We start from the raw sequence: 23,024 nt of genomic DNA, 5'->3' as shown, positions 1-23,024 counted from the left end.
GCGCTGGCTTGCCTGTGATGGGGCGCGAAGTGGCCCCACCTTGTATCAGATGGTCAGCGTCCAGTCGTAATCGACGATCAGCGGCGCATGCTGGGAGAATCGCGGCTGGCGCGGCAGGCGGGCGTTGCGCACGAAGCGGCGCAAGCCTGGGGTGAGGATCTGGTAGTCGAACCGGTAACCCAGGTTGAGCATTTCGGCCTGCTCGTTATCCGGCCACCAGCTGTACTGGTCGCCTTCACGGCTGACTTCGCGCAGGGCATCGACATAGCCCATGTCGCCGACAATCGAGTCCATCCACGCGCGCTCGGGCGGCAGGAAGCCTGGCGATTGCTGGCTGTCGCGCCAGTTCTTGATGTCGAGCTTCTGCTGCGCAACGTAGAACGACCCGCAGTAGATGTACTCGCGGCGCTTGCGGCGCTGCTTGTCCAGGTACTTGCCGAAATCGTCCATCAACTTGAATTTCTGGTTCAAGTCTTCGTCGCCGTTCATGCCCGAAGGCAGCAACAGGCTGGCAATACTGACTTTGTCGAAGTCTGCTTGCAGGTAACGTCCGTAGCGGTCGGCTGTCTCGAAGCCCAGGCCGGTGATGACTGCCTTGGGCTGCATCCGCGAATAGAGCGCCACGCCACCTTGGGCAGGCACCTCCGCATCGCAGGCATAAAGGAAATAGCCATCGAGCTGGAAAGCTGGGTCGTCGAGTTCAAAGGCCGAGGCGCGGGTATCCTGAAGGCAGATGACGTCGGCATTCTGGGCTTGTAGCCAGCTGAGCAATCCACGCTCGGCGGCAGCCTGAATGCCATTTACGTTCACACTGATGATCCGCATAAATGGCCCCAAAAATCTCGTGCGTGTATGATACCCGAGCTCAACTCATTTAGCTAAATCCGTGGTGTCTGGGACTCTTCATGCAGCCGTATCAGCGCGACTTCATTCGTTTTGCCATCGATCGAGGCGTTTTGCGCTTCGGTGAATTCACCCTGAAATCGGGGCGTACCAGCCCGTACTTCTTCAATGCCGGCCTGTTCAACACAGGATCTGCCCTGGCTGAACTGGGGCGTTGCTACGCGGCGGCGATCGTCGACAGCAAGATCCCCTTCGACGTACTGTTTGGCCCGGCCTACAAAGGCATCCCGCTGGCTTCGGCCACTGCGGTGGCCCTGGCCGATCACCACCAGCGCGACGTGCCATGGTGCTTCAACCGCAAGGAAGCCAAGGCCCACGGCGAGGGCGGCAGCCTGGTGGGCGCGCCGCTTGAAGGCAACGTGCTGATCATCGATGACGTGATCACTGCCGGTACTGCCATTCGTGAAGTCATGCAGATCATCAGCGCCCAGCAGGCCACCGCCGCCGGTGTGCTGATTGCCCTGAACCGCGAAGAGCGCGGTAATGGCGAGCTGTCGGCGATCCAGGAAGTGGAGCGCGACTTCGGTATTCCGGTGGTCAGCATCGTTTCGCTGACCCAGGTGCTGGAATTCCTCGCCGATGACCCGCAGCTCAAGCAGCATCTGCCGGCTGTCGAGGCGTATCGGGCGCAGTACGGGATCTGACCGTCCTGAAATGAAAAAGGCGACCTTTGCAGGTCGCCTTTTTTTTGCCTGTACCGGCCTCATCGCGGGGCAAGCCCGCTCCCACGCCAACCCTAGTGCTGCTGCGCCTGCGTGGGAGCGGGCTTGCCCCGCGATGGGCCGCAAAGCGGCCCCGGGCTATCAGTAGTGACGCTTGCGGTTGGTGATCAGGGTGCCCACGCCGCTGTCGGTGAAGATCTCCAGCAGCACCGCGTTCGGCACGCGACCGTCGATGATGTGCGAGCTCTGTACGCCACCTTGCACCGCATCCAGGGCGCATTTGATCTTCGGCAGCATGCCGCCGTAGATGGTACCGTCGGCAATCAGCTCGTTGACCTGCTCGGTATTCAGGCCGGTCAGTACCTCGCCTTTCTTGTCCATCAAGCCAGCGATGTTGGTCAGCAGCATCAGCTTCTCAGCCTTCAGCGCCTCCGCCACCTTACCGGCCACCAGGTCGGCGTTGATGTTGTACGACTCACCGTTGGCACCCACGCCGATTGGCGCGATCACCGGGATGAAATCGCCCTTGACCAGCATGTTCAACAGATCGGTGTTGACCCCAACGACTTCGCCGACGTGGCCGATGTCGATGATTTCCGGAGTGGTCATCTCGGGCGTCTGGCGCGACACGGTGAGCTTCTTGGCGCGGATCAGCTCCGCGTCCTTGCCGGTCAGGCCGATGGCGCTGCCGCCGTGGCGGTTGATCAGGTTGACGATGTCCTTGTTGACCTGGCCACCGAGGACCATCTCGACCACGTCCATGGTCGCCGAGTCGGTGACGCGCATGCCGTCGATGAAGTGGCTCTCGATCGACAGGCGCTTGAGCAAGTCACCGATCTGCGGGCCACCGCCGTGCACCACCACCGGGTTGATGCCAACTGCTTTCATCAACACGATGTCGCGGGCAAAACCGGTTTTGAGCTCTTCGCTCTCCATCGCGTTGCCACCGTACTTGATCACCAAGGTCTTGCCGACGAAGCGGCGAATGTAGGGCAGCGCTTCGGACAAAACCTCGGCTACATGGGAAGCGGCATCGCGATCGAGGGTCATGCAGGGCTCCTGTAAGGAACAGATAGTCGGTCAGAACGGCAGTTGCAGCTCAGGGGCAACCCGCAGCAACTGGGCGCGGAAAACATCCTTGATACGTTGCAACTCGGCGTCGCTGTCGGCCTCGAAGCGCAGCACCAGCACAGGCGTAGTGTTGGAAGCGCGTACCAGGCCCCAGCCGTGGGCGTAGTCGACCCGCACACCATCGATGGTGGTCAGGTTGGCGTCGCCCCAGTCAGCGTCGCGTTGCAGTGCATCAATGATGCTGAATTTACCCTCGTCGGTCACATCAATATTGATTTCCGGCGTGGAAATGTCGTTCGGGAACGCAGCAAACAGGCTTTCGGCGTCTTGCCCGGCCTTGCTGAGGATCTCCAGCAGGCGCGCGGCACTGTAGATGCCGTCGTCAAACCCGTACCAGCGCTCCTTGATGAAGATGTGCCCGCTCATCTCGCCTGCGAGCAAGGAGCCGGTCAGTTTCATCTTCTTCTTGATCAACGAGTGACCGGTCTTCCACATTAGCGCGCGACCGCCGTGCTGTTCGATCAGCGGGGTCAGGCGACGGGTGCATTTGACGTCGAAGATGATCTCGGCGCCTGGGTTGCGTTCCAGGACATCCAGGGCGAATAGCATCAGCAGGCGGTCGGGGTAGACGATGTTGCCCGTGTTGGTCACCACGCCTACGCGGTCGCCGTCACCGTCGAAGGCCAGGCCGATATCGGCGCCGACTTCCTTGACCTTGGCGATCAGGTCTTCCAGGTTCTCAGGCTTGCCCGGATCTGGATGGTGGTTAGGGAAGTTGCCGTCGACCTCGCAGAACAGCGGGATCACCTCGCAGCCCAGGGCTTCGATCAGCTGCGGGGCGATCACCCCAGCTGCGCCGTTACCGCAGTCGACCACCACCTTGAGCTTTTTCTTCAGCTGGATGTCGGCGGTGACCTGGTCGAAGTAGCGACCGAGGATCTCGACCTTTTCCACACGGCCTTCGCCATGGCTCAAGTCGTTGGTCTTGATGCGGTTCAGCAGGGCCTGGATCTGCTCATTGGCCAAGGTGTCGCCGGCAATGACGATCTTGAAGCCGTTGTAATCGGAGGGGTTGTGGCTGCCGGTGAGCATGACACCGGACTTGCCCGCCAGCACGTTGGCGGCGTAGTACAGCGCAGGAGTCGGCACCATGCCGACGTCGCTGACCTGGCAACCGGCGTCGACCAGGCCCAGGATCAGTTGCTCGACCAGCATCGGCCCGGACAGTCGACCGTCGCGGCCAACCGAGATGTTCGGTTCGCCCTGGGCCAGGGTCTGCGCACCGATGGCGCGGCCGATCCAGTAGGCGGTTTCGGCATGCAGGGTTTTGCCGACCACGCCACGGATGTCGTAGGCGCGGAAGATGCTTTCGGGCAGTGCGGGTACCCGCTGGGCCATGTCATTCATCTCTGGGAGCTCCAATCTTCAAAGGCTTCTGGGTAGACGCAAACTGAACGCTTGGACGGCTCTTTCGCCAGAGAGTTCGCCATCCTTGGCGGCAACGCGGTGCTATCGGCTCAGTGGCTGCCGGAGTGGCCAAAGCCACCGGCGCCGCGCTGGCTCTCGTCGAAGGCCTCGACGATGTCGAAATGCGCTTGCACCACAGGCACCAGCACCAGCTGCGCGATGCGCTCGCCAATGGCGATGGTGAACGGCGTGTTGCCGCGGTTCCAGCACGATACCATCAGCTCGCCCTGGTAATCCGAGTCGATCAAGCCGACCAGGTTGCCCAGCACGATGCCGTGCTTATGGCCCAGGCCCGAGCGCGGCAGGATCATCGCCGCCAGGCCTGGGTCGCCGATGTAGATCGACAGGCCAGTTGGGATCAGCAGGGTCTGGCCGGGCTCAAGCACGGTGTCTTGCTGGAGCATGGCGCGCAGGTCCAGGCCAGCAGAGCCGGGGGTGGCGTACTGCGGCAGGGGGAATTCGGCGCCAATGCGCGGGTCGAGGATCTTGGCTTGAAGAGCGTGCATGTAACTTATTGAACCTGATTGAGTCGTTCGGCGATGAAGGCAACCAGCTGGCGGGCGATCTTGCCCTTGCTGGTCTGCGCGAAGAGGGTCTGGTGCTGCTGGCGATCGATCACGGTCAAGGCGTTCTCCTCGCTGTTGAAGCCGATGCTGGGGTTGGCCACATCATTGGCGACGATCAGGTCGAGGTTCTTGTCCTTGAGCTTGCGCGTGGCGTAATCGAGCAAGTGTTCGGTCTCGGCGGCAAAGCCGACGCTGAACGGACGGTCGGCCCGGCCAGCAATGGTCGCAAGGATATCCGGATTACGCACCATCTGCAGCAGCATGCCGTCGCCGGTCGTAGGATCCTTCTTGAGTTTTTGCGCGGCGACCACTTCCGGACGGTAGTCCGCGACCGCCGCCGAGGCGATGAACAGGTCGCATGGCATCGCCGCTTCGCAGGCCGCGAGCATGTCCCGCGCGCTGACCACGTCGATCCGGTTGACCCGATCCGGGGTCTGCAGGTGCACAGGCCCCGTGACGAGGGTCACCCTAGCCCCCGCTTCTGCGGCCGCTTCGGCCAGGGCAAAGCCCATCTTGCCGGAGCTATGATTGGTGATGTAACGCACCGGGTCGATGTTTTCCTGGGTCGGGCCGGCAGTGATCAACACGTGCTTGCCGGTCAGCGCCTGGCGCTTGAAGCTCTCTGCTGCGCACCAGGCCAGGTCGCTGGCTTCGAGCATGCGCCCCAGGCCAACGTCGCCACAGGCCTGGCTGCCAGAGGCCGGGCCGAACACCTGGATGCCGCGGCTTTGCAGCAACTCAAGGTTGGCCTGGGTAGCCGGGTCGCGCCACATCGCCTGGTTCATCGCCGGAGCTACGGCCACGGTGGCGTCGGTGGCCAGCACCAGGGTGGTCAGCAGGTCATCGGCCATGCCTTGGGCTATGCGCGCCATCAGGTCGGCAGTGGCTGGGGCGATCAGCACCAGATCGGCCCATTTGGCCAGTTCGATATGACCCATGGCCGCTTCGGCGGCGGGGTCGAGCAAATCCATGTGCACCGGATGGCCGGACAGGGCCTGCAGGGTCAGTGGAGTGATGAACTCGGCACCGCCGCGGGTCATGACGACGCGCACCTGCGCGCCGTGTTCCAGGAGTCGGCGAATCAGCTCGGCGCTCTTGTAGGCGGCGATGCCGCCACCCACGCCGAGAACGATGCGCTTGCGATACAGCCGCTGCATAGGCTTGCCTTTTTCCAGTGAGAGCGGGCGGCGACGCATGAAAACTGCCTGCGGCAGAACGTCGCATTAAACGAGGCGAAATAGATTAACACAGGGCTTGAACGCGCCGCAGTATGAGGCAAGGAGCAGGGATGAACATCAGGGAGTGGCCGATAAACGAACGGCCAAGAGAGAAGCTGCTACACAAGGGCGCCGCTAGCCTGTCGGATGCTGAGCTGCTGGCCGTGTTCCTCGGCTCTGGCGTGCGAGGTTGCAATGTCGTGGAGCTGGCGCGTGGGCTATTGGCGAAGTACGGCAGTTTGCGACAGTTATTGGAAGCCGACAGGGCTGATTTTCTGGCTGAACTAGGGCTTGGGCCGGTCAAATACAGCCAATTGCAGGCGCTACTGGAGATCGGTCGCAGAAACCTGGAGATGGCGATTGAGCGTAAGTCCGCCGTGGAAAGCCCGCAGGCAGTTCGCCGTTATCTGAAATCGATGCTGCGCCACGAGCCCAGCGAGGTGTTCGGCTGCCTGTTTCTCGACTCCAAGCACCGGCCATTGGCCTTCGAGATCCTGTTTCGCGGCACCATCGACCGCGCCAGCATCTACCCCCGCGAGGTGGTGCGGCGCTCGCTGCTGCACAACGCAGCGGCGTTGATCCTGTGTCACAACCACCCTTCGGGCAACTGCGAGCCGAGCCAGGATGACGTGCACATGACCCTGTCGCTCAAGCGCGGGTTGGCGATGATCGATGTGCGGGTGCTCGATCATGTCATCGTCGGCGATGGCGAGCCGTTGTCGATGGTCGAGCAAGGGTGGATCGCGGGCTAACGGGTTTTGTCAGTCAGGGCCTCTTCGCGGGCAAGCCCGCTCCCACAAGGTTTTGTGCAGGCTTCGAGAGCGTATCGAGCCTGTGATTGTCCATGCCTGGCGCAGCCTCTGAAGACGACACTAGCCCCTGTGGGAGCGGGCTTGCCCGCGAAGAGGCCGCAACTGACACCCCGCCTTGCCGTGGCCTCAGCGAGTCAGCGAAACCTTGCTGAAATCCAGCCGCCCAAACGGATTCACCTGATACCCCTCGACCCCCTGGCGGAGCAATGTGGCGGCAGTGGGGTGGGCCAGTGGCAGCCACAGTGCCTGCTGCTGGATCAGCGCCTGTGCCTGCTGGTACAGCCGGCTGCGCACGCTTTGGTCATTGGTGGTGCGGCCGGCACTGATCAGCTGATCCAAGCGGCTGTCGCAGAACCGCGCAAAGTTGGTCCCGGACTTGACCGCCGCGCAGGAAAACTGCGGGCTGAGGAAGTTGTCCGGGTCACCGTTGTCACCGGCCCAGCCCATGAACAGCAGGTCATGCTCGCCGGCCTTGGCGCGACGGATCAGCTCGCCCCATTCGATCACCTTGATCTCGGCCTTGATGCCTACCTTGGCCAGGTCGGCTTGCAGCATTTGCGCGCCCAGGCTTGGGTTAGGGTTGAGCAGGCTGCCGGAAGGGCGGGTCCAGATAGTGGTGCTGAAGCCATCTGCCAGGCCGGCCTTGGTCAGCAGGGCCTTGGCTTTTTTCAGGTCTATCGGATAACCCGGCAGGTCCTTGGCGTAGCTCCAGGTATTGGGTGGGTAGGGGCCGTTGGCCGCGATAGCGGTGTCTTCGAATACGGCCTTGAGGTAGCTGGTCTTGTCGAAGGCGAGGTTGATCGCCTGGCGCACTTCAGGCTTGTCCAGCGGCGGGTGCTGGCTGTTGATGGCGACGAAAGCCGTCATGAAGGCCGGGGTGGTGGCGACCTTGAGGTGGTCATCCTTGCCGGCTTCGGCGATGTCCAGTGGCTTGGGCGACAGGGCCATCTGGCACTCGCCTCGCTTGAGCTTTTGCAGACGCACATTGGCGTCCGGGGTGATGGCATAGATCAGCGGATCGACCGCAGGCTTGCCAGCAAAGTAGTCGGCATTGGCGCGATAGCGCACCACGGCGTCCTTCTGGAAGCGCTGGAAGACGAACGGGCCGGTGCCGATTGGCTGGCTGTTGAGCTTCTCCGGGGTACCAGCTTTGAGCAGTTTGTCGGCGTATTCGGCGGAATAGATCGAGGCGAAGCCCATGCTCAGGGTGGCCAGGAAGGTGGCGTCGGCGTGGGTCAGGGTGAAGCGCACGGTGTGCGGCTCTGGGGCATCGATCGACTTGATCAGGCTGCCCAGCTGCAGCGACTGGGCGTGCGGATAGCCGCCGGGCGCAGTCTTGTGCCAGGCATGGGCCGGGTAGAGCATGCGCTGGAAGCTGAACAGCACGTCGTCGCCATCCAGCTCGCGGGTGGGCTTGAAGTAGGGCGTGGTGTGGAACTTCACGTCGCTGCGCAGCTTGAAGTCGTAGATCAGGCCGTCGGCCGAGACCGTCCAGCTTTCGGCCAGGCTAGGCACGACCTTGCCCTGGCCGGGGTCGAACTCCACCAGGCGGTTCATCAGCACGTCGGCCGAGGCGTTGGTGGTGGTCAGCGAGTTGTACTGCACCACGTCGAAGCCTTCGGGGCTGGCCTCGGTGCAGACAGCGAGTGGCGCCGCCTGGGCGAGGCCGGCGAACAAAAGGCTGGAAGAGAACAGTAGGGAAAGCGCGGCGGCACGCATCGAAGCTCCTTGGCGAGATCAGTGGCCCATCTGCCAGTGCAGTCTGGAAACGTCCTACCCTAGTGCGAGCGTCGGTAAATGACCACACCCTTTTTTACAAACCCTGCGACGAGCGGTCGACAGCCCGCCGGCCTTGTCGCTATGCTGGCCGCACTCACTTGGCCGACTGCAGAAACGCATCTTCTGTTGTTGCAGCCGAGTCTTTCTGGTATAAAGCAGCGCTCTTTTCTAGGGGCTCGCTCTGTCGCGAAAGCGGATACGGTCGATAAGACCCCCGGAAACACGGCGCCTGGCGCCATAGACTGAGAGATTAAGCGGCCAACCCATGCCGGGTTGGGCATGTGGTTTTAGAGGGCTGAGGCATGTCGAGAGTCTGTCAAGTTACCGGTAAGGGTCCGGTAACTGGGAATAACATTTCCCACGCAAACAACAAAACCCGTCGTCGTTTCCTGCCAAACCTGCAGCACCACCGTTTCTGGGTTGAATCCGAGAAGCGTTTCGTGCGTCTGCGCGTTTCCGCCAAGGGCATGCGTATCATCGACAAGCGCGGCATCGATGCCGTTCTGGTTGACATCCGCCGTGCCGGCGCCAAGGTTTAAGGGAGAGCATCATGCGTGAATTGATCCGTCTGGTATCGAGTGCTGGCACTGGCCACTTCTACACCACCGACAAGAACAAGCGCACCACCCCGGACAAGATCGAGATCAAGAAATACGATCCGGTCGTCCGTAAGCACGTGACCTACAAGGAAGCCAAGATCAAGTAATTGATCGGCAACCTGAAAAAACCCGCCTCCTCACGGAAGCGGGTTTTTTTATGCCTGGGAATTCATCGCGGGGCAAGCCCGCTCCCACGCGAAGCGATCTGGGCTGTTATTTCTGCTCGAACATCACATAGATCTTGCGGCACGGCTCCAGCACTTCCCAGGTGCCTTTGAAGCCAGCCGGGATAACAAACCGATCACCGGCACGCAGGGTCTTGGCGCCCCCGGCCTCATCACGCAGCACCGAAACGCCCTGCACGATCTCGCAGTACTCATGTTCGGTGTAGTTGACGGTCCACTGCCCGACCTCGCCTTCCCAGACGCCCGCAGCGAACTGGCCGCAGGGGCTGGAGTAGTGGTTGTAGACAGCCTGGTCTGGCTCACCCTTGAGGATTTTCTCCGCCGCCGGGCGATAGCGTTCAGCCTCGGTCAGCACTTGGGCAAAGTCGATAATGCCGGTGATAGTCATGGTTCTCCCCTCTTGTTGTTTAATAAAATGCACATCAGTAGGCTTTTGAGCCTTCCGTGTCAAATATATTGATAGTTTACACTGGCTGGTTTAGGGTGACGGGTGCCAGTGTGCGCTTGTCGCCCGGCCAGAATTTCTGACAGCGCCCGTGAGTCTCCAGTGCGGCGTTGCACCTTAACAAGAGGAGGAGTTTCGTATGACCACCCTGACTCGTGCGGACTGGGAACAGCGTGCCCAGCAATTGAAGATCGAAGGCCGCGCCTTCATCAACGGTGAGTACACCGACGCCGCATCCGCTGAAACCTTCGACTGCCTGAGCCCGGTGGACGGACGCTTCCTGGCCAAGGTCGCCAGCTGCGACCTGGCTGACGCCAACCGCGCTGTGGAAAACGCCCGCGCCACCTTTGATTCCGGCGTTTGGTCGCGCCTGGCTCCGGCCAAGCGTAAAGCCAAACTGATCCGCTTCGCCGAGCTGCTGCGTAAGAACGTAGAAGAGCTGGCGCTGCTGGAAACCCTGGACATGGGCAAGCCGATTGGCGACTCCTCGAGCATCGACGTACCAGGCGCGGCGCAAGCCCTGCACTGGAATGCCGAAGCCATCGACAAGGTCTACGATGAAGTCGCGCCAACTCCGCACGACCAACTCGGCCTGGTAACCCGCGAGCCAGTGGGTGTGGTTGGCGCCATCGTGCCGTGGAACTTCCCGCTGCTGATGGCCTGCTGGAAACTCGGCCCGGCGCTGGCCACCGGCAACTCGGTGGTGCTCAAGCCGTCCGAAAAATCGCCACTGACCGCCATCCGTATCGCCCAATTGGCGATTGAAGCCGGCATCCCGGCAGGCGTGCTCAACGTGCTGCCAGGCTACGGCCACACCGTCGGCAAGGCCCTGGCCCTGCATATGGATGTCGACACCCTGGTATTCACCGGTTCGACCAAGATCGCCAAGCAACTGATGATCTACGCTGGCGAATCGAACATGAAGCGCATCTGGCTGGAAGCTGGCGGCAAGAGCCCGAACATCGTCTTCGCCGACGCGCCTGACCTGCAGGCCGCTGCCGAAGCCGCTGCCAGCGCCATCGCCTTCAACCAGGGCGAAGTCTGCACCGCAGGTTCGCGCCTGCTGGTCGAGCGCTCGATCAAGGACAAGTTCCTGCCGCTGGTAGTCGAAGCGCTGAAAGCCTGGAAGCCAGGCAACCCGCTGGATCCGGCGACCACAGTGGGTGCGCTGGTCGATACCCAGCAGATGAACACCGTGCTGTCGTACATCGACGCAGGTCACCAGGACGGCGCCAAGCTGCTGGCCGGTGGCAAGCGTATCCTCGAAGAGACTGGCGGCACCTACGTCGAGCCGACCATCTTCGACGGCGTGACCAATGCCATGAAGATCGCCCAGGAAGAGATCTTTGGCCCGGTGCTGTCGGTGATCACTTTCGACACCGCCGAAGAAGCCGTGGCCATCGCCAACGACACGCCGTATGGCCTGGCCGCAGGTATCTGGACTGCCGACATCTCCAAGGCGCACAAAACTGCACGTGCCGTGCGCGCCGGTAGCGTCTGGGTCAACCAGTACGACGGCGGCGACATGACTGCACCGTTCGGTGGCTTCAAGCAGTCGGGCAACGGCCGTGACAAGTCGCTACATGCGCTGGAGAAGTACACCGAGCTGAAGGCGACCTGGATCAAGCTGTAATACCAGGTAGGCATCGCCGGGCCAGCCCGCTCCCATGCAGCCAGCGTAATGCCCTGGTTGACGTGGTAGCGGGCTGGCCCCGCGATCGATCCAGAACCAGCCGGGCCGGCGCTATGCCGTCCCGGCTGTGTCGTCTCTGCGATTCACAAATTTTGCCTAGGAGGCTGTCATGCGTTGGGGAACCTACTTTGCCGTACTGGCGTCGGTGCTCAGCGTCGGGCTCGCGCTCGGCGTGAGCATGCCGCTGGTATCCCTGCGCCTGGAAGGCTGGGGCTACGGCGGGTTTGCCATCGGCGTGATGGCAGCGATGCCCGCTATTGGTGTGCTGCTCGGTGCCAGCCTGGCCAGCCGCCTGGCCGGTTGGGTCGGCGTGCCTGCGGCCATGCGCCTGTGCCTGTGGGGCGGGGCGCTGTCGATCGGACTGCTAGCGCTGTTGCCCAGCTATCCGCTGTGGCTGGCGTTGCGCTTGCTGATCGGCATGTCGCTGACCGTGGTGTTCATCCTCGGTGAAAGCTGGATCAACCAGTTGGTCGTCGAGCAATGGCGTGGCCGGCTGGTAGCGCTGTATGGCAGCAGCTACGCCTTGAGCCAGCTGGCCGGGCCGCTGGTACTGGGCTTTCTGGGTTCGGATGATGACTTCGGTTTCTGGGCGGCGACCGCCCTGTTGATCGTAGCGCCGCTGGTGCTATTGGGGCGCGGGGGCGCGCCGACCACCGAAGCCTACAGCGTCACCTTCCGGGACCTGTTCGCCTTCTGCCGACGCCTGCCGGTGATCGCCTGGGCCATTGCTCTGTTCGCCGCCTTCGAGGCGATGATCCTGACCTTGCTGCCGGTGTACTGCCTGCAACAGGGGTTCACGGCGGAAGTGGCGCTGTTCATGGTCAGCACTGTGGTGGTGGGGGATGCGGTGTTGCAGCTGCCGATCGGCGCCTTGGCCGACAAGATGTCGCGACAGACGCTGTTCAGTGGTTGTGCGCTGACCTTGCTGGTCTCCAGCCTGGCGATTCCATTGCTGCTGGAAACAGCGCTGATCTGGCCGGTGTGGGTACTGTTCGGCGCCAGTGCCGGGGGCTTGTTCACGCTATCGCTGATTCTGATCGGCGAGCGTTATCGAGATGATGCACTGGTGCGGGCCAATGCTCACGTGGCGCAACTGTGGGGCATCGGTTGCCTGCTCGGGCCGCTGTTGGCGGGGGCGGGGAGCCAGTGGATTAGTGGCCATGCGTTGCCGCTGTTGATGGCGGTCGGGGCTGCTGGGTTGGTGCTATTGACGCGGCGGCGAGGCGCCTTTGAGCCGGCGTCGGTCTGAGCCGATGCTATCGCGGGGCAAGCCCGCTGCCACGCCGAATGTTTAGGTACAGGCAAGCGTGGGAGCGGGCTTGCCCCGCGATTGGCCCTAGAGCATTTTCTCCAGCCCCACGGCTTTGCTGATCCAGGCATTGAACCTGCGCCACATGCCGCCCGGCTCGGTGGTGAGCATGTGCCGTTTACCATTGTCCTCGGTTACCCACACCAACTTGCCAGCCACCAGCGTCGGCTGGTAACTGAGCGCTGGTGCCATGCCCTGCACCGCCAGGTCGCGGGTGTACTCGGCCAGCTCCGGGCTGTCGACCAACACCCCGACCTCGGTATTCCACAGCACTGACCGCGGGTCGAAGTTGAACGAGCCGATAAAGGTCTTGCGCCGATCGAACACGATTGCCTTGCTGTGCAGGCTGGAATCCGAACTGCCATGGAAGTTGATGCCACGACTGGCACTCGGATCACCCGGCTGACGGCGCAGCTCATACAGCTGCACGCCATGCTCCAGCAGGGCGCGGCGGTACGGCGCATAGCCGCCATGCACGGCCGGCACGTCAGTGGCTTCCAGCGAGTTGGTCAGCAATTTGACTGAAATGCCCGCGTCGGCATGGCTGGTCAGGTACAGCAGACCTTCTTCACCGGGGACGAAATAGGCCGACACCAGAATCAGCTCGTGATCGACATTGTTCAGGTCCGGCGCCAGTTGCTGGCTCATCAGCAGCTGCGGATCTGGCTCGTCCTGGGCCAGGACCTTGCTCGGCGCATCCCACAGGGCCTGGCTGTGCGCCCAGATCAGCTCATTGCGCCAGACATCCAGGCGCGGCTGGGACTGGTAAGCCATCAGTCGGTCATACAGCGCCTTGCGCTTGATCCGCGCTTCGGCCAAGGACACTTCCAGGCGATGGCGGCTGGCGCGCAGGTCGTCGGCATCCGGCTCGCGCCAGAGAAAATCGCCGATAGGCCGGCTCAGGGCGCTGTTCCAGTATTGGTCGAAACCGTGCCCAAGCTGCTCGGCCACCGGGCCGACGCCGAGCAGGTCGATGTCAGTGAAATTGAGATTGGGCTCGGCGTCGAAATACTCATCGCCCAGGTTGCGCCCGCCGACGATGGCCATGCTGTTGTCGACCAGGAACAGCTTGTTGTGCATGCGTCGGTGCTGGCGCGACAGATTGAACAGCCGGCCCATGGCGCGGGTGACGCCGGTACTGCGCCCTAGGTGCAGTGGGTTGAAGACGCGGATATGGATGTTCGGGTGGGCGGCGAGGGTGCCCATCAGGGTATCGAGGCCGTCGCTGGTGGTGTCGTCGAGCAGGATGCGCACGCGCACGCCGCGGTCGGCGGCACGCAGCAGTTCGTGGACCAGCGCCCGCGTGCTCAGGCCGTCATGGACGATGTAGTACTGCAGGTCGATGCTGGCCTGGGCGTTGCGAATCAGCTCAGCCCGCGCGCGGAAGGCCTCGTTGCTGTTGGGCAGCAGGCGAAAACCCGAGCGGCCTTCATAAGGTGCCGCCTGGCGCAGCACCGAGCGGCCGAAGGCCGAGTCGTTGGCCGGCAGCGCCTGGCTGACTTCACGCGGGGTTCCGACGCTGGCGCACCCGGCAAGGCCGAGCGCTAGCGCCAGCAAGAGGGGCAGAGCTCGCTGGAGTCTCAAGTAAGGGTCGTCCTGTACAGCAAATGCCTATGAGCTATGGACCATGGAGGGCGGCGCAAAGTTACGCTTGGCTGTGTTCTTCGACCAGTAGACGAAGGGCGGTTTCACCCACCTTGCGCACCGCTGCCTCGATTTGCGGGGTGGGCCGCGCGGCGTAATTCATCCGCAGGCAGTGCCGGTACTTGCCGGAGGCCGAGAAGATACTGCCCACGGCAATCTGCACCCCTTGCTCCAGTAAAGCGCGGTTCAGCCGTAGCGTATCGAAACTTTCCGGCAATTCGACCCACAGCATGAAGCCGCCCTGAGGCCGGCTGGCGCGGGTGCCAGGCGGGAAGTAGCGGGTAACCCAATCGATCATCTGCTCGCGGCCGCGCTGGTACTGGCTGCGCATGCGCCGCACATGCGGGTGATAGTGCCCCGCCTCGATGAAGTCGGCGATGGCCAGCTGTGGTTGGGCTGAGGTGCTGCCGGTGCTGATGTACTTCATGTGCAGCACCCGCTCCAGGTAGCGCCCGGGCGCGACCCAGCCGATGCGCAGGCCTGGCGCCAAGGTCTTGGAGAAGGAACTGCACAACAGCACCCGGCCATCTTCATCGAACGACTTGACCGTGCGTGGGCGCGGGTAGGTGTAGGCCAGGTCGCCATACACATCGTCTTCGAGGATCGCTACATCGTAGCGCTGGGCCAGGGTCAGCAAGGCCTTCTTGCGCGCCTCGGGCATGATGTAGCCCATTGGGTTGTTGCAGCTGGGCGTGATCTGGATGAGCTTGATCGGCCACTGTTCCAGGGCCAGTTCCAACGCCTCCAGGCTGATCCCGGTGATCGGGTCGGTGGGGATCTCCAAGGCCTTCATGCCCAGGCCCTTGAGCGTCTGCATGGCGCCGTGAAAGCTGGGCGAGTCCACCGCGACGATATCGCCGGTTTCACAGACGGCGCGGATGCTGGTCGACAACGCCTCGTGGCAACCGGTGGTCACCACCAAATCGGCAGGGTTCACCCGGCAGCCGGAATCGAGCATCAGCCGGGCGATCTGCTCGCGCAGGGCGAGATTGCCGTGGATGTTGTCGTAATACAGGCCGGGCATGTCCTGCCGCCGGCTAATCTGCGCAAGGCTGCGCAGCAGCGGCTTGAGGGTCGGGCTGTTGACATCGGGCATGCCACGGCCGAGCTGGATCACGTCTGCTTGCGGGGTGCTGCGTACCAGCTCCAGCACCTGTTCCCATTGCGAGATATCCACTGGCCGCTGCGCCGGCCGGCTGATCGCTGGCAGGGCAGGGAGGCTGCGGTGGTCAGTGACGAAATAGCCAGATTTGGGCCGTGGCGCGACCAGGCCGTTGTCTTCGAGCATGCGATAGGCCTGCTGTACGGTGCTCAGGCTCACGCCGTGTTCCAGGCTCAAGGAGCGTACCGATGGCAAGCGTTGGCCAGGACGGTACAGGCCCTGCTCGATGCGGGCGCCGAGTAGCTCGGCGAGGTTCAGGTAAAGTGTCACGGCATACTCCTGCGCTCAGGATGCTGAGCGACCAGTACAGATCGCTGAAAAATACAGCATTCAGCGGTTATTCAGCTAATTCTGTATGGGAATAATAAGCCTGTATTGGGTCTGTATTGTCATGCTCGCGCACGCGCATGCTTTCTCCACGGTATGAGCTGATCAGGAGGAGGCAGCGATGGGTGGCTTGAGCGATGTGCGCTTGCAACTGTTGGGCAAAGAGCTTGAGGAGGGGCAGCTGCAGCGGGTCTACAGTGCCCCGGCTGGGCTAGGGCGACTGGGCTTGATGCTGCATCGCTGGAATACCCGCAAGTCGCTGTTGCAGCTTGATGAGGCGCAGTTGCGAGATGTTGGGTTGACTTGGGATCAGGCGCGCACTGAAGGGCGCAAGCCGTTCTGGAAGGATTGATCAACGGTTGGGATTCTTGGAGCCGCGTTGCGGCCCATCGCAGCCAAGCCAGCGCCTACAGGCAGCACGGTCCCTGTGGGAGCTGGCTTGCCTGCGATGGGCTGCAAAGCAGCCCGAAAATGGCTCTGGCAACAAAGCCCCAGGATCAAACCAATTCTTTCAACCGATGCCAAAGCATCCCCAACGCCAACAATGGTGAACGCAGATGCCTACCCCCCGGGAAGGTCACGTGCGGCACCTGCGCAAACAGATCGAAGCGCCCGCTCTGCTGGCCACTGATCGCCTCACCCAGCAAGCGCCCAGCCAAGTGCGTGGCATTCAGCCCATGCCCGGAGTAGGCCTGGGCGTAATACACATTCTGCTGGCTGGCCAGGCGACCGATCTGCGGCAGGCGGTTGGCGCCGATGCCGATCATCCCGCCCCACTGAAAATCGATTCGAACATCGGCCAGTTGCGGGAACACCTTGAGCATCTTTGGCCGCATATAGGCGGCGATGTCCTTGGGGTCACGCCCGGAATAGTGGCAAGCGCCGCCGAACAACAGACGCTTGTCGGCCGAAAGCCGATAGTAGTCCAGCGCCACCCGCTGATCACACACCGCCATATTCTGCGGCAGCAACGAACGCGCGCGTTCCTCGCCCAGGGGCTCGGTGGCGATGATGTAGCTGCCAGCGGGCAACACTTTGCCCCCTAGCTCGCGGTTCAGATCGTTGTGATAGGCGTTGCAGCACAGCACCAGAGTGTTGGCGCGAACCCGGCCGCGGGCGGTGTGCACATGCACCTGCGGCCCGTAGTCGATGCGGGTCACCGCCGACTGCTCATGCAGCTTCACGCCCAGCTGGCTGGCCACGGTCGCCTCACCCAGCGCCAGGTTGAGCGGATGCAGATGGCCCGAGCCCATGTCGATCAGACCGCCGACATAGCGCTCTGAACCCACCACGGTATGGATCTGTTCAGCCGACACCAGTTTTAGCTCATGGGCATAGCCCAGGCTGCGCAGCTCTTCGGCGTCTTCGGCAAAACCTTGCAGCTCGCCCGGCTTGTTGGCCAGGTCGCAGTAGCCCCAGGTCAGGTCGCAGTCGATCGCGTGGCGTTCGACCCGCTGGCGCACGATGTCCACTGCTTCCAGGCCCATCAGTTTCAGGCTGCGCACGCCTTGCTCGCCGATGACCGGTAGGAACTGCTCGACGCCATGGCCAACGCCGCGGATCAGTTGCCCGCCATTGCGCCCGCTGGCGCCCCAGCCGATCTTGTGTGCTTCGAGAAGGATCACTGAGAGGCCGCGCTCGGCCAGTTCGATGGCGGTGTTCAGGCCCGAGTAGCCGCCGCCGACGATGCACACGTCTGCGCTGTGCTCGCCTTCCAAGGCCGGGTAGTCAGGCTGCGGCGCGCTGCTGGCGGCGTAATAGGAGGCGGCGTGCTGCGCGCTGTGGATCATTGGCTCGGCCCTGGGTGTTTGTGGAGGGATGCGAGGATAAGCTGGGGTGGGTGGTGCGGCAACCGGCGCTATCGCGGGGCAAGCCCGCTCCCACGTGACCACAGGTATAGGCTACGTGGGAGCGGGCTTGCCCCGCGAATGGGCCTATAATTGAGCACATTCTCTTGATTCTAGCGCCGCCATGTCCTGCAATCGCCACAAGATCCACTTCCTGCGCGAGCTCATTCCTTCGTTCGAATGCGAGCCCGGCTGCCACGACTGCTGCGGTCCGGTCACTACTTCAGCAGAAGAAATGGCCCAGCTACCGCGCAAGTCTCAGGCCGAGCAGGACGCCGCCCTCGAGCGCCTGGACTGCGTGCACCTAGGCCCGCAAGGCTGCACTGTCTACGAAGATCGGCCAATGATCTGCCGCCTGTTCGGCACCACCCCGCGCATGGCCTGCCCACGTGGGCGTGGGCCGCAGCAGCCCATCGACCCGCAGGCCGAGCAGTTGGTCCACCAGTTCATCGCCAGTACGCGCCAGGTCCTGGTCTGAGCAGCCTCAATCGGGGATCGGCAGGCACAGGCTCTCTTTGACTTCTTCCATGACGATATAGCTCTTGGACTCGCGCACATGCGGCAGCTTGAGGAGGATGTCGCCCAGCAGCTTGCGGTACGAGGCCATCTCGGAAATCCGTGCCTTCACCAAGTAGTCGAAGTCGCCCGAGACCAAGTGGCATTCGAGTACATGCGGGAGCTTGAGCACGGCGCGACGGAACTCCTCGAAGGTGTCGCCCGACTTGTAGTCCAGGCTGATTTCGACGAACACCAGCAGGCTGCCTTTAAGGTGCTGCGGATTGAGCCGGGCGTTGTAGCCCATGATGATCCCCTCGCGCTCCAGGCGGCGCACGCGCTCGGTGCAAGGGGTCGTGGAAAGCCCTACTTTTTCGCCCAGTTCGGTGAAGGAAATACGCCCGTCACTCTGCAGGATCCGCAGGATGTTGCGGTCGATCTTGTCCAGTTCACGCTTGCTCTGATGCTGGGTTCTCATAGGGGATGCCCCTCCGTGAAAGGCCAATTTGCCAAGAATTGTCGCCAAATATAGGCTTTTATATAGTGAAATGCACTGGCCTGTCCTTCTTATACTGCGCGCATCCATGCCATATCAACAAAAGACTGCGGTGCGCCGCGTGCGAGGGATAAACGATGCGAGTTCTGGTACTTGGTAGCGGTGTAATCGGAACCGCCAGTGCCTACTATCTGGCCCGGCAAGGTTTCGAAGTCACGGTGGTCGACCGCCAGCCAGCGGTGGCCATGGAAACCAGCTTTGCCAACGCCGGCCAGATCTCGCCCGGCTATGCCTCGCCCTGGGCTGCCCCTGGCGTGCCGCTCAAGGCCATCAAGTGGCTGCTCGAACGCCACGCCCCGCTGGCCATCAAGCTGACTGGCGACGTCGATCAGTACCTGTGGATGGCGCAGATGCTGCGCAACTGCACCGCCAGCCGTTATGCGGTGAACAAGGAGCGCATGGTGCGTCTGTCCGAGTACAGCCGTGACTGCCTCGACGAGCTGCGCGCCGAAACCGGCCTGAGCTATGAAAACCGCGCGCTGGGCACCACCCAGTTGTTCCGCACCCAGGCCCAGGTAGACGCCGCCGCTAAAGACATCGCCGTGCTCGAACAATCCGGCGTGCCCTACGAGCTGCTCGACCGCGACGCCATTGCCCGCGTCGAACCGGCCCTGGCCGGGGTCAAGGACATCCTCGCCGGCGCCCTGCGCCTGCCCAACGACCAGACGGGCGACTGCCAGCTGTTCACCACCAAGCTGGCTGAGATGGCGATCAAGCTGGGCGTTGAATTCCGCTTCGGCCAGGACATCCAGCGCCTGGATTTTGCTGGCGACCGGATCAACGGTGTGTGGATCGACGGCAAGCTGGAAACCGCTGACCGCTACGTGCTGGCGCTGGGCAGCTATTCGCCGCAGATGCTCAAGCCGCTGGGCATCAAGGCGCCGGTCTACCCGCTCAAAGGCTATTCGCTGACCGTGCCGATCACCGACCCGGCGATGGCCCCGACCTCGACCATTCTCGACGAAACCTACAAGGTCGCCATCACCCGTTTCGACAACCGTATCCGCGTCGGCGGAATGGCTGAAATCGCCGGTTTTGACCTGTCGCTGAACCCGCGTCGACGCGAAACGCTGGAGATGATCGTCAACGACCTTTATCCTCGCGGCGGTGACCTGAGCCAGGCCAGCTTCTGGACCGGCCTGCGTCCGGCGACTCCGGACGGCACGCCGATCGTCGGTGCCACACCGTTCCGTAACCTGTTCCTCAACACCGGTCACGGCACCTTGGGCTGGACCATGGCCTGCGGCTCCGGCCGTTTGCTGGCCGACCTGATTGCCCGGCGCAAGCCGCAAATCAGTGCCGAAGGCCTCGATATTTCCCGTTACGGCAACAACAAGGAGATCGCCAAGCATGGCAATCCAGCGCCAGCTCACCAATGAGCGAATGAGCCAGATCGTCACCCACAACGGCACCGTTTACCTGGCGGGCCAAGTGGCTGACGACATGAGCGCCGGCATCGAACAGCAGACCCGCGAAACCCTGGCCAGCATCGAGAAGCTGCTGGATCAGGCCGGCACCGACAAGACTCGCCTGCTGTCGGTGACCATCTATCTGAAGGACATCGATGCGCACTTCGCCGGCATGAACGCAGTGTGGGACCAGTGGCTGCCAGAAGGCGTCGCCCCGGCCCGTGCCACGGTCGAAGCCAAGCTGTGCGAGCCAGAAATCCTCGTTGAGCTGTCGGTAGTCGCCGCACTGCCGTAACCCGTTCCCTCACCCCGGCGCGGTGGCACCTACCCCCCGTCTGCCGTGCCGGGGATTTATTCAAACCAGAACTGCCAAAAGGCTGCCGCCATGCGTCCCGCCCGTGCCCTGATCGATCTTCAAGCCCTGCGTCACAACTACCGTCTGGCCCGTGAGTTATCCGGCGCCAAGGCCCTTGCCGTGATCAAGGCCGATGCCTATGGCCACGGCGCGGTACGTTGTGCCCTGGCGCTCGAGGCCGAGGCTGATGGCTTTGCCGTGGCCTGCATCGAGGAAGCCCTGGAGCTGCGTGCGGCGGGCATCAAGGCCCCGGTGCTATTGCTCGAAGGCTTCTTCGAGGCCAGCGAACTGGCCCTGATCAGCGAGCATGAGCTGTGGTGCGTGGTGCACTCGCTGTGGCAGCTGGAAGCGATCGAGCAGACCCCAGTCAGCAAGCCGCTGAAGATCTGGCTCAAGCTCGATACCGGCATGCACCGGGTTGGCGTGCATCCGAAGGATTACCACGACGCTTACCAGCGCCTGCTGGCCAGCGGCAAGGTTGCGCGCATCGTGCTGATGAGCCACTTCGCCCGCGCCGACGAGTTGAACGTCGACGCGACGGCGCAACAGGTGGCGGTATTCGAAGCCGCCCGTCAGGGCCTGAGCGCCGAGTGCAGCCTGCGCAACTCCCCGGCAGTGCTGGGCTGGCCGCACGTGCCAAGCGACTGGGTGCGCCCCGGCATCATGTTGTACGGCGCTACCCCGTTCGAAGTCGCCCAGGCTGAGGCCGCACGCTTGCAGCCGGTGATGACCCTGCAATCGCGGATCATCAGCGTGCGCGAGCTGCCGGCTGGCGAGCCGGTGGGTTATGGCGCCAAGTTCGTCAGCCCGCGCCCGACCCGCGTCGGCGTGGTGGCCATGGGGTATGCCGATGGCTATCCGCGTTTGGCGCCTACCGGTACGCCGGTGATGGTCGCCGGCAAGCTCAGCCAGTTGATCGGTCGAGTGTCGATGGACATGCTCTGCGTCGACCTCACCGACATCCCCGAAGCGACCCTGGGCAGCCCGGTCGAGCTGTGGGGCAAGCAGGTACTGGCCAGCGACGTGGCGATGGCTGCGGGCACCATCCCCTACCAGATCTTCTGCAACCTCAAACGCGTGCCGCTGGACTATATCGGCGAATAAGGCGCTGAAGCGGACAGGCTGGGGTCTCGAGTGTTGTAAATACTGAACGGCATTGCCATGATATCGTTCACATTCGACCCCATCTCGACCGTTTCAGGAGGCTCCAGCTTTGGACGTCGGCGAACGACTGCAAGCCATCCGCAAGCTCAAGGGCCTGTCCCAGCGTGAACTCGCCAAGCGCGCGGGGGTAACCAACAGCACCATCTCGATGATCGAGAAGAACAGCGTGAGCCCGTCGATCAGCTCCCTGCGCAAGGTGCTCAGCGGCATTCCCATGTCCATGGTCGAGTTCTTTTCGGTCGAGCTGGCGTCGGAGAGTCCCACGCAGATCGTCTACAAAGCACACGAGCTGATCGATATCTCCGATGGTGCGGTGACCATGAAGCTGGTCGGCAAGTCGCACCCCAATCGGGCGATTGCCTTCCTCAACGAGGTTTATCCACCGGGTGCTGACACCGGCGAAGAAATGCTGACCCATGATGGCGAAGAGACCGGCATCTTGCTCGAAGGCCGCCTGGAGCTGGTGGTCGGCACCGAGACCTTCCTGCTCGAAGCCGGCGACAGCTACTACTTCGAAAGCACCCGCCCGCACCGTTTTCGCAACCCCTTCAACGAGCCTGCCCGGCTGATCAGCGCTGCCACGCCGTCGAACTTTTGATCCAGCGCAGCGTATTGTTTCGCCAATACCCCTTTCCAGTGTGTGGTCGTTTCACGCCTGTTGGGATCCCGCTATACTTTTCAACGCCCGCAATTCGTGGCTGCGGGCGTGATTAGCCACCATGAGGGTGTACGCGTGAACCAAATCAAGAAGATGCTGGCCGTACCAGCAGCCGTTTTCGCCCTCTGGGCACTCAATGCACACGCAGCGACCAACGATGAACTTGCCAAGCGCCTGGAGCCGGTCGGCCAGGTGTGTGTCCAGGGCCAGGAGTGCAAAGGCATGGAAGTGGCAACCGCTGCCAGCGGCGGTGGAGCGAAGACGCCTGATGAGGTTATCGCCAAGCACTGCAACGCCTGCCATGGCACCGGCCTGCTGAATGCGCCGAAGATTGGCGATACCGCCGCGTGGAAAGAGCGCGCCGATCACCAGGGCGGCTTGGATGGCATCCTGGCCAAGGCGATCACCGGCATCAACGCCATGCCGCCGAAAGGCACCTGCGCCGATTGCTCGGATGAAGAGCTCAAGGCTGCGATCAAGAAGATGTCTGGCCTTTGAGCCTTAACTGAATTTGCACAGCCCGCCGTTTGGCGGGCTTTGTGTTTGCGGGCTTGAATGGGTGCTGTCCTTTTCGCGGGCAAGCCCGCTCCCACAGGGATCATCGCTCACCCTGTGGGAGCGGGCTTGCCCGCGAATAGGCCTATGCAGCAATTGCAGGCTGCCCACGGTCCAACCCCTGAATGCACGGATGTCACAGGA

The 23,024-nt window shown here is 62.6% G+C and carries 23 protein-coding genes and 1 pseudogene; 13 read left to right on the top strand and 11 right to left on the bottom strand.

Annotation, left to right across the window (positions count from 1 at the left end; translation table 11 throughout):
* Positions 1-45 precede the first annotated feature (45 nt).
* Positions 46-825 carry an exodeoxyribonuclease III gene (locus ACI2JX_RS21290; RefSeq protein ID WP_186553020.1) on the bottom strand — a complete coding sequence of 260 codons (780 nt, stop codon included), beginning with the start codon at positions 823-825 and terminating at the stop codon, positions 46-48.
* Between the two features lie 80 nt (positions 826-905).
* On the opposite strand from ACI2JX_RS21290, the gene pyrE reads away from it, so the two are divergent.
* Positions 906-1,547 carry an orotate phosphoribosyltransferase gene (gene pyrE, locus ACI2JX_RS21285; RefSeq protein WP_264233995.1) on the top strand — a complete coding sequence of 214 codons (642 nt, stop codon included), beginning with the start codon at positions 906-908 and terminating at the stop codon, positions 1,545-1,547.
* A gap of 159 nt (positions 1,548-1,706) precedes the next feature.
* Here pyrE and argB read toward each other — a convergent pair whose 3' ends face one another.
* The 4 genes and pseudogenes from argB to coaBC form a co-directional block, all read right to left on the bottom strand.
* Complete coding sequence (argB, locus tag ACI2JX_RS21280) at positions 1,707-2,615, bottom strand: acetylglutamate kinase (protein ID WP_186553019.1); 909 nt, start codon at positions 2,613-2,615, stop codon at positions 1,707-1,709.
* Positions 2,616-2,645: 30 nt separating this feature from the next.
* Positions 2,646-4,025 (bottom strand): annotated as a pseudogene (locus ACI2JX_RS21275) (phosphomannomutase/phosphoglucomutase); the annotation flags it as partial.
* 128 nt (positions 4,026-4,153) lie between these two features.
* Positions 4,154-4,609, bottom strand: coding sequence for a dUTP diphosphatase (dut, locus tag ACI2JX_RS21270; protein WP_186553017.1), 456 nt, complete (start codon positions 4,607-4,609; stop codon positions 4,154-4,156).
* A 5-nt stretch (positions 4,610-4,614) separates the two neighbouring features.
* Positions 4,615-5,826, bottom strand: a complete 1,212-nt coding sequence (coaBC, locus tag ACI2JX_RS21265; RefSeq protein WP_404690960.1) for a bifunctional phosphopantothenoylcysteine decarboxylase/phosphopantothenate--cysteine ligase CoaBC — start codon at positions 5,824-5,826, stop codon at positions 4,615-4,617.
* 131 nt (positions 5,827-5,957) lie between these two features.
* Between coaBC and radC the strand changes: the two genes are divergently transcribed.
* Positions 5,958-6,638 carry a DNA repair protein RadC gene (radC, locus tag ACI2JX_RS21260; protein ID WP_264233992.1) on the top strand — a complete coding sequence of 227 codons (681 nt, stop codon included), beginning with the start codon at positions 5,958-5,960 and terminating at the stop codon, positions 6,636-6,638.
* Between the two features lie 186 nt (positions 6,639-6,824).
* On the opposite strand, the gene ACI2JX_RS21255 is transcribed toward radC, so the two are convergent.
* On the bottom strand, positions 6,825-8,417 hold the full coding sequence (locus tag ACI2JX_RS21255) for an ABC transporter substrate-binding protein (protein ID WP_404690930.1): 1,593 nt from the start codon (positions 8,415-8,417) through the stop codon (positions 6,825-6,827).
* Positions 8,418-8,779: 362 nt separating this feature from the next.
* Between ACI2JX_RS21255 and rpmB the strand changes: the two genes are divergently transcribed.
* On the top strand, positions 8,780-9,016 hold the full coding sequence (gene rpmB / locus ACI2JX_RS21250; protein ID WP_023629974.1) for a 50S ribosomal protein L28: 237 nt from the start codon (positions 8,780-8,782) through the stop codon (positions 9,014-9,016).
* Between the two features lie 11 nt (positions 9,017-9,027).
* A complete protein-coding gene (gene rpmG / locus ACI2JX_RS21245; RefSeq protein WP_021702025.1) occupies positions 9,028-9,183 on the top strand; it encodes a 50S ribosomal protein L33 in 156 nt (51 codons plus the stop codon).
* 106 nt (positions 9,184-9,289) lie between these two features.
* On the opposite strand, the gene ACI2JX_RS21240 is transcribed toward rpmG, so the two are convergent.
* The gene (locus tag ACI2JX_RS21240; RefSeq protein WP_186553014.1) at positions 9,290-9,649 is read right to left on the bottom strand and encodes a cupin domain-containing protein; all 360 of its coding nucleotides are present in this window, start codon (positions 9,647-9,649) and stop codon (positions 9,290-9,292) included.
* Between the two features lie 196 nt (positions 9,650-9,845).
* On the opposite strand from ACI2JX_RS21240, the gene ACI2JX_RS21235 reads away from it, so the two are divergent.
* The gene (locus ACI2JX_RS21235) at positions 9,846-11,339 is read left to right on the top strand and encodes an aldehyde dehydrogenase (RefSeq protein ID WP_264233984.1); all 1,494 of its coding nucleotides are present in this window, start codon (positions 9,846-9,848) and stop codon (positions 11,337-11,339) included.
* 169 nt (positions 11,340-11,508) lie between these two features.
* Complete coding sequence (locus ACI2JX_RS21230; RefSeq protein WP_264233982.1) at positions 11,509-12,648, top strand: MFS transporter; 1,140 nt, start codon at positions 11,509-11,511, stop codon at positions 12,646-12,648.
* An 87-nt stretch (positions 12,649-12,735) separates the two neighbouring features.
* Here ACI2JX_RS21230 and ACI2JX_RS21225 read toward each other — a convergent pair whose 3' ends face one another.
* Together ACI2JX_RS21225 and ACI2JX_RS21220 are read right to left on the bottom strand one after the other, a co-directional pair.
* The gene (locus ACI2JX_RS21225) at positions 12,736-14,292 is read right to left on the bottom strand and encodes a phospholipase D family protein (protein WP_368973477.1); all 1,557 of its coding nucleotides are present in this window, start codon (positions 14,290-14,292) and stop codon (positions 12,736-12,738) included.
* A 61-nt stretch (positions 14,293-14,353) separates the two neighbouring features.
* The gene (locus ACI2JX_RS21220; protein WP_404690929.1) at positions 14,354-15,784 is read right to left on the bottom strand and encodes a PLP-dependent aminotransferase family protein; all 1,431 of its coding nucleotides are present in this window, start codon (positions 15,782-15,784) and stop codon (positions 14,354-14,356) included.
* A 178-nt stretch (positions 15,785-15,962) separates the two neighbouring features.
* Here ACI2JX_RS21220 and ACI2JX_RS21215 point away from each other — a divergent pair, with 178 nt between their 5' ends.
* Positions 15,963-16,193 (top strand): DUF1127 domain-containing protein, encoded by a 231-nt coding sequence (locus tag ACI2JX_RS21215; RefSeq protein ID WP_368973476.1) that lies wholly within the window; start codon positions 15,963-15,965, stop codon positions 16,191-16,193.
* 145 nt (positions 16,194-16,338) lie between these two features.
* Here ACI2JX_RS21215 and ACI2JX_RS21210 read toward each other — a convergent pair whose 3' ends face one another.
* The gene (locus ACI2JX_RS21210; protein WP_404690928.1) at positions 16,339-17,631 is read right to left on the bottom strand and encodes an NAD(P)/FAD-dependent oxidoreductase; all 1,293 of its coding nucleotides are present in this window, start codon (positions 17,629-17,631) and stop codon (positions 16,339-16,341) included.
* Positions 17,632-17,812: 181 nt separating this feature from the next.
* Between ACI2JX_RS21210 and ACI2JX_RS21205 the strand changes: the two genes are divergently transcribed.
* Positions 17,813-18,166, top strand: a complete 354-nt coding sequence (locus ACI2JX_RS21205; protein WP_186553007.1) for a YkgJ family cysteine cluster protein — start codon at positions 17,813-17,815, stop codon at positions 18,164-18,166.
* Positions 18,167-18,172: 6 nt separating this feature from the next.
* Here the strand turns inward: ACI2JX_RS21205 and dadR are convergent, their stop codons facing one another.
* Complete coding sequence (dadR, locus tag ACI2JX_RS21200; protein WP_039581953.1) at positions 18,173-18,661, bottom strand: transcriptional regulator DadR; 489 nt, start codon at positions 18,659-18,661, stop codon at positions 18,173-18,175.
* Between the two features lie 155 nt (positions 18,662-18,816).
* Here dadR and dadA point away from each other — a divergent pair, with 155 nt between their 5' ends.
* From dadA to ACI2JX_RS21175, 5 genes are all read left to right on the top strand, one after another.
* Positions 18,817-20,118, top strand: coding sequence for a D-amino acid dehydrogenase (dadA, locus tag ACI2JX_RS21195; RefSeq protein ID WP_368973106.1), 1,302 nt, complete (start codon positions 18,817-18,819; stop codon positions 20,116-20,118).
* A complete protein-coding gene (locus ACI2JX_RS21190; RefSeq protein ID WP_186553005.1) occupies positions 20,090-20,443 on the top strand; it encodes a RidA family protein in 354 nt (117 codons plus the stop codon). The genes dadA and ACI2JX_RS21190 overlap by 29 nt, the downstream gene beginning before the upstream one ends.
* Before the next feature lie 90 nt (positions 20,444-20,533).
* Positions 20,534-21,607 (top strand): alanine racemase, encoded by a 1,074-nt coding sequence (gene alr, locus ACI2JX_RS21185; RefSeq protein ID WP_404690927.1) that lies wholly within the window; start codon positions 20,534-20,536, stop codon positions 21,605-21,607.
* A gap of 109 nt (positions 21,608-21,716) precedes the next feature.
* On the top strand, positions 21,717-22,265 hold the full coding sequence (locus tag ACI2JX_RS21180; RefSeq protein WP_186553003.1) for a cupin domain-containing protein: 549 nt from the start codon (positions 21,717-21,719) through the stop codon (positions 22,263-22,265).
* A 135-nt stretch (positions 22,266-22,400) separates the two neighbouring features.
* Positions 22,401-22,823: a c-type cytochrome gene (locus ACI2JX_RS21175; protein WP_312153681.1), complete on the top strand. Its 423-nt coding sequence runs from the start codon at positions 22,401-22,403 to the stop codon at positions 22,821-22,823.
* Positions 22,824-23,024: the final 201 nt, after the last annotated feature.

Origin of the sequence: Pseudomonas sp. NPDC088890 (assembly GCF_044900155.1) — a bacterium.
Classification (GTDB): Bacteria; Pseudomonadota; Gammaproteobacteria; order Pseudomonadales; family Pseudomonadaceae; genus Aquipseudomonas; species Aquipseudomonas urmiensis.
This window is presented reverse-complemented; position numbering and strand designations above follow the sequence as displayed.

Bases quoted from the DNA above. Each gene is read 5' to 3' on its own strand.
- ACI2JX_RS21290 (WP_186553020.1), bottom strand. From the start codon at position 825: ATGCGGATCATCAGTGTGAACGTAAATGGCATTCAGGCTGCCGCCGAG.
- pyrE (WP_264233995.1), top strand. From the start codon at position 906: ATGCAGCCGTATCAGCGCGACTTCATTCGTTTTGCCATCGATCGAGGC.
- argB (WP_186553019.1), bottom strand. From the start codon at position 2,615: ATGACCCTCGATCGCGATGCCGCTTCCCATGTAGCCGAGGTTTTGTCC.
- dut (WP_186553017.1), bottom strand. From the start codon at position 4,609: ATGCACGCTCTTCAAGCCAAGATCCTCGACCCGCGCATTGGCGCCGAA.
- coaBC (WP_404690960.1), bottom strand. From the start codon at position 5,826: ATGCAGCGGCTGTATCGCAAGCGCATCGTTCTCGGCGTGGGTGGCGGC.
- radC (WP_264233992.1), top strand. From the start codon at position 5,958: ATGAACATCAGGGAGTGGCCGATAAACGAACGGCCAAGAGAGAAGCTG.
- ACI2JX_RS21255 (WP_404690930.1), bottom strand. From the start codon at position 8,417: ATGCGTGCCGCCGCGCTTTCCCTACTGTTCTCTTCCAGCCTTTTGTTC.
- rpmB (WP_023629974.1), top strand. From the start codon at position 8,780: ATGTCGAGAGTCTGTCAAGTTACCGGTAAGGGTCCGGTAACTGGGAAT.
- rpmG (WP_021702025.1), top strand. From the start codon at position 9,028: ATGCGTGAATTGATCCGTCTGGTATCGAGTGCTGGCACTGGCCACTTC.
- ACI2JX_RS21240 (WP_186553014.1), bottom strand. From the start codon at position 9,649: ATGACTATCACCGGCATTATCGACTTTGCCCAAGTGCTGACCGAGGCT.
- ACI2JX_RS21235 (WP_264233984.1), top strand. From the start codon at position 9,846: ATGACCACCCTGACTCGTGCGGACTGGGAACAGCGTGCCCAGCAATTG.
- ACI2JX_RS21230 (WP_264233982.1), top strand. From the start codon at position 11,509: ATGCGTTGGGGAACCTACTTTGCCGTACTGGCGTCGGTGCTCAGCGTC.
- ACI2JX_RS21215 (WP_368973476.1), top strand. From the start codon at position 15,963: ATGGGTGGCTTGAGCGATGTGCGCTTGCAACTGTTGGGCAAAGAGCTT.
- ACI2JX_RS21210 (WP_404690928.1), bottom strand. From the start codon at position 17,631: ATGATCCACAGCGCGCAGCACGCCGCCTCCTATTACGCCGCCAGCAGC.
- ACI2JX_RS21205 (WP_186553007.1), top strand. From the start codon at position 17,813: ATGTCCTGCAATCGCCACAAGATCCACTTCCTGCGCGAGCTCATTCCT.
- dadR (WP_039581953.1), bottom strand. From the start codon at position 18,661: ATGAGAACCCAGCATCAGAGCAAGCGTGAACTGGACAAGATCGACCGC.
- dadA (WP_368973106.1), top strand. From the start codon at position 18,817: ATGCGAGTTCTGGTACTTGGTAGCGGTGTAATCGGAACCGCCAGTGCC.
- ACI2JX_RS21190 (WP_186553005.1), top strand. From the start codon at position 20,090: ATGGCAATCCAGCGCCAGCTCACCAATGAGCGAATGAGCCAGATCGTC.
- alr (WP_404690927.1), top strand. From the start codon at position 20,534: ATGCGTCCCGCCCGTGCCCTGATCGATCTTCAAGCCCTGCGTCACAAC.